Origin of the sequence: Kitasatospora sp. NPDC001603 (assembly GCF_040298365.1) — a bacterium.
Taxonomy (GTDB): Bacteria; Actinomycetota; Actinomycetes; order Streptomycetales; family Streptomycetaceae; genus Kitasatospora.
The window spans coordinates 1-4,983 of sequence record NZ_JBEPAA010000158.1 but is presented as its reverse complement, the minus strand read 5'-3'; the positions used below and the strand labels follow the sequence as shown (position 1 = coordinate 4,983).

Below are 4,983 nucleotides of genomic sequence, written 5' to 3'. Positions count from 1 at the left end.
AACCGCTCGTCCAACGCGGCACACGCCGCGTCGAAGGCCTCGGCGAACACCGGGTACCGCTCCGCCAGCTCCCGGCCCATCCCGACCCGCTGCGAACCCTGCCCCGGGAACACCAGCACCGTCCGGGCCTGGCCACCCCCGGTCACGACACCGGCGGCGGACTCCCCGCGCGCCAGCGCGGCCAGCCCCGCCAGCGCCTCCTCCGAGGAGCCCGCCAGCACCACCGCGCGCTCGGACAGCAGCGCCCGCTGCGACACCAGCGCGGCGGCGACGTCCGGGAGTTCCTGCTCCGACGCACCGACGAAGGCGGTCAGCCGCTCGGCCTGACCGGCCAGCGACCCGGTGCTCTTCGCCGAGAGCACCAGCGGCACGGCCCCGGCCCCCGGTGCGGCCTCACCCGCGAGGGGCTCCACCTCGTCCTCGGGCGCCTGCTCCAGGATCAGGTGCGCGTTCGTCCCGCTGACCCCGAAGGAGGAGACCCCGGCCCGGCGCAGCCGGTCCACCTCCGGCCAGGGCCGGCTGCGGTCGAGCAGCTCGACCGCGCCGACCGACCAGTCCACCTGGGAGGACGGCGCGTCGACGTGCAGGGTGGCGGGCAGCACGCCGTGCCGCAGCGCCTGCACCATCTTGATCACGCCCGAGACACCGGCCGCCGCCTGGGCGTGGCCGATGTTGGACTTCAGCGAGCCGAGCCAGAGCGGACGCCCGGGCTCGCGCTCCTGGCCGTAGGTGGCCAGCAGCGCCTGCGCCTCGATCGGGTCACCCAGCACCGTGCCGGTGCCGTGCCCCTCCACCACGTCCACGTCGGCCGGGGTGAGCCCGGCCGCCGCCAGCGCCTTGCGGATCACCCGCTGCTGGGAGAGGCCGTTGGGCGCGGTCAGCCCGTTGGACGCGCCGTCCTGGTTCACCGCGCTGCCGCGCAGCACCGCCAGCACCCGGTGCCCCTTGCGGCGGGCCTCGGAGAGCCGCTCCAGCACGACCACGCCCGCGCCCTCGGCCCAGCCGGTGCCGTCCGCCGCGTCCGCGTAGGACTTGCACCGGCCGTCCGAGGCCAGACCGCGCTGGCGGGAGAACTCCACGAAGGTGTGCGGTGTCGCCATCACGGTCGCGCCGCCGGCCAGCGCCATCGAGCACTCGCCGCGGCGCAGCGCCTGCGCGGCCAGGTGGATCGCCACCAGGGACGAGGAGCAGGCGGTGTCCACGGTGACCGCCGGGCCCTCGAACCCGAACACGTAGGAGATCCGGCCCGAGGCCACGCTGCCCGCCGCGCCCGTCCCGGCGAAGCCCTCCAGCTCCGGCGGCACGTTGCCGCCGAAGAAGTAGTCGACGCCCATGATCCCGTTGAACACCCCGACGTCCGCGCCCTTGAGCGAGGTCGGGTCGATGCCGGCCCGCTCCAGCGCCTCCCAGGAGGTCTCCAGCAGCAGGCGCTGCTGCGGGTCCATGGCGAGCGCCTCGCGCGGCGAGATCCCGAAGAACCCGGCGTCGAACTTCCCCGCGTCGCGCAGGAACCCGCCCTGCGCGACGTAGGAGGTGCCGGCCTTGTCCGGGTCGTCGTCGAACAGCGCGTCCAGGTCCCAGCCGCGGTCGTCCGGGAACGCCGACACGCCGTCCCGGCCCTCACTGACCAGCCGCCACAGGCTCTCCGGGCCGGTCACGCCGCCGGGCAGGCGGCAGGCCATGCCCACGATCGCGACCGGCTCGTCCGCGTTCCGCTGGACCTGCTTGCGCAGGTCGTGCAGTTCGGCCGTGACACGCTTGAGGTACTTGAGGATCTTCTCGTCCGTGGCCATCGTCAATTCCTCACCGGGGTTCGGGCAGACCGTGAAGGCGTGGTGCTCAAGAGATGCCGAGCTCGTCGTTGATGAAGTCGAGGACCTCATCGGCGGAGGCGGACTCCAACTGCTCGGCGACCGTGGACTCCTCCGTCTGCTCGACCCCGTTGAACCTCGCCACCAACCCCTGGAGGCGGAGCACGATGCCGGCCTTCTTGGACTCGTCGGACACCAGTCCGGCGATCAGCGACTCGATGTCCTCGATCTTGGCGTTCACCATCGACAGCGCGTCGTCGGTGGTGCCGAGCTCGCCGTGCAGGTACCGGGCCAGGGCGAGCGGCGCGGGGTAGTCGAAGACCACCGTCGCGGCCAGCTTCAGGCCGGTCGCCTCGCGCAGCCGGTTCCGCAGTTCGACCGAGGTCAGCGAGTCGAAGCCGGCGTCCTTGAACGCCGTCTCCGGGCCGACCTGGTCGGGCCCGGCGTGACCGAGCACGGTCGCCACCTGGCCGCGGACCAGGTCCAGCAGCAGGGCCTCCTGCGCCGCCGGGGCCAGGCCGGCGAGCCGGCGGGTCAGCCCGCCGCTGTCACCGGCCGCCGTCCGGGCCAACTGCCGCCCGGAGCGCACCAGTCCGCGCAGCAGCGGCTGGGCGGTGCGGCCGGCGGCCGCGTCGGCCCGCAGCGACCGCAGGTCGAGCTTGATCGGCACGACCAGCGCCGTGTCGGTCCGCAGCGCCGCGTCGAACAGCCGCATGCCCTCGGCCGGGCCGATCGGCAGGACCCCGCCGCGGCTCATCCGGGCCTGGTCGGCGGCGCCCAGGTGGGCGGTCATGCCGCTGATCTGCTCCCAGAGGCCCCAGGCGAGGGACGTACCGGGCAGGCCCGCCGCCCGGCGCCGGTGCGCCAGGGCGTCGAGGTGGGCGTTGGCCGCCGCGTAGTTGCCCTGGCCGGCCGAGCCGAACAGGCCGGAGGCGGAGGAGAACACCGCGAAGGTCGTCAGGTCGAGGTCACGGGTGAGCTCGTCCAGGTGGCTCACGGCGGTCACCTTCGGGGCGAACACGCGGGCCAGCCGCTCGGGCGTCAGTGCGCCGATCACGCCGTCGTCCAGCACACCGGCGGTGTGCACGACGCCGGTCAGCGGGTGCTCGGCCGGGACGGCGGCCAGCAGCGCGGCCACCGCCTCCCGGTCGGTCACGTCGCAGGCGGCGACCGTCACCGCCGCGCCCAGCCCGTCCAGTTCGGCCACCAGCTCCGGCGCGCCCTCGGCCCCGAGGCCGCTCCGGCTGGCCAGCACCAGGTGCCGGACGCCGTGCTCGGTGACCAGGTGCCGGGCCAGCAGCGCGCCCAGCGAGCCGGTACCACCGGTGACCAGGACGGTCCCGTCCGGGCGGAACGCCTCGGGTGCCTCCGTCGCGGGCCGGGCCTGCGCCCGGACCAGGCGCGGCACGGAGAGCGCCGCCGCCCGGACGGCGACCTGCGGCTCGTCGGCGGCCAGGACGGCGCCGAGCACGGTGGTGAAGGAGCCGTCGGAGTCCGGGTCGAGGTCGAGCAGGACGATCCGGTCCGGGTTCTCGGCCTGCGCGGTGCGCAGCAGGCCCCAGACCGCCGCGCCCGCCGGGTCGGTGACGTCGGCGTCGGTGCCGGCCGGCACCGCGCCCCGGGTGACCACCACGAGCCGCGCGTCCTCGAAGGCCGCGTCGGCCAGCCAGGCCTGGACGACCTCCAGGGCCTGTGCGGTCAGGGCGAGCACCTGGTCGGCGCCCTCGCCGCCGTGGGCCTCCAGGACGGCGACGGCGGGGGCCTCGGCGGCCAGCGCGGCCACCTCCTCGCCGGTGGCGACCGGCACCCAGGACGGCGCCGCCGCGGCCGCGGCCGCCGGCAGTGTGCTCCACTCCAGGCGGAACAGCGCGTCGCGGCCCTCGTCCGCGGCCGCGGCGGTGTCCAACTGCTCGACGTCCACCGGCCGGAAGGTCACCGAGTCCACCGTCAGGACGGCGCCGCCGGCCTCGTCGACCGCGGTCAGCGCGAGCTTGTCCGGCCCCTGCGGGGCGATCCGGACCCGGACGGCGCCCGCGCCGGCGGCGTGCAGCACCAGCCCGTTCCAGGCGAACGGCAGGACGTTGTGGCCGTCCTCGGGCTGGGCGAACGCCTGGGTGTGCAGGGCCGCGTCGAGCAGCGCCGGGTGGATGCCGAAGCGGGCGGCCTCGTCGCGCCGCTCGTCCGGCAGGGCGACCTCGGCGAAGAGCTCCTCGCCGCGCCGCCAGACGGCCTGGAGGCCCTGGAACGCCGGGCCGTAGGCGTAGCCGTGCCGGGCGAGGTCCTCGTAGAAGCCGACGACGTCGAGCTCCACGGGCTCCGCGCCGGCCGGCGGCCAGGCGGTGGTGTCGAAGCCGGGCGCCGCCGGGCGGTCGGCCGGGGCCGCCGTCAGGGTGCCGGCCGCGTGCCTGGTCCAGGCGTCCGGGCCGATCTCGCCGGCCGCGTCCTCGCGGGCCGAGTAGACGGCGACGGTCCGCGTGCCGTCCTCGTCGGGGCCGCCGACGGCGACCTGGATCCGGACTCCGCCGTGCTCGGGCACCACCAGCGGTGCCTCGATGACCAGTTCGTCGAGCCCGCCGGCGGCGACCACGTCGCCGGCCCGGACGGCCAGCTCCACCAGGCCGGTGCCGGGGACCAGCACGACCCCGCCGACGGCGTGGTCGGCGAGCCAGGCGTGCGTGCGCAGCGACAGCCGGGACGTGCAGAGCACCCCGCCCGTCTCGGGCACCTCCACCACCGCGCCGAGCAGCGGGTGGTCGGCCGTGGCCTGGCCGAGCGAGACCGCGTCGGTGGCGGCGGTGGTCTGCAGCCAGTAGTGCCGGTGGTCGAAGGCGTAGGTCGGCAGCTCCAGGTGGGCGGTGCCGGTGGGCAGGAGGCCGGTCCAGTCCACCGCGACGCCCCGGACGAAGAGTTCGGCCACCGCGGTCAGTACGGTGTGCGCCTCGGGGCGGCCGTCGCGCAGGGCGGCGACGCAGACCGTGTCCTCCCCGGCGGACTCCGCCACCGCGCTGCTGAGCGCGGCGCCGGGGCCAAGCTCGATGAAGAGCGCTCCGCCCGGTCCGGCCGCCGCGGCGACGCCCTCGGCGAACCGGACCGGGCGGCGGACATGGTCCACCCAGTAGGCGGGATCGGCCAGTTGGCCGGGCTCGGCCGGTCGGCCGGTGACGTTGGAGAT

The 4,983-nt window shown here is 75.9% G+C and carries 2 protein-coding genes; both read right to left on the bottom strand.

The features are described from left to right. On the bottom strand, positions 1 to 1,799 hold a 1,799-nt coding region (locus tag ABT263_RS38415; protein ID WP_502885934.1), incomplete at its 3' end, for a type I polyketide synthase. A gap of 40 nt (positions 1,800 to 1,839) precedes the next feature. Further along, the coding region (locus ABT263_RS38410) for a type I polyketide synthase (RefSeq protein ID WP_352298511.1) at positions 1,840 to 4,983 on the bottom strand (3,144 nt) is incomplete at its 5' end.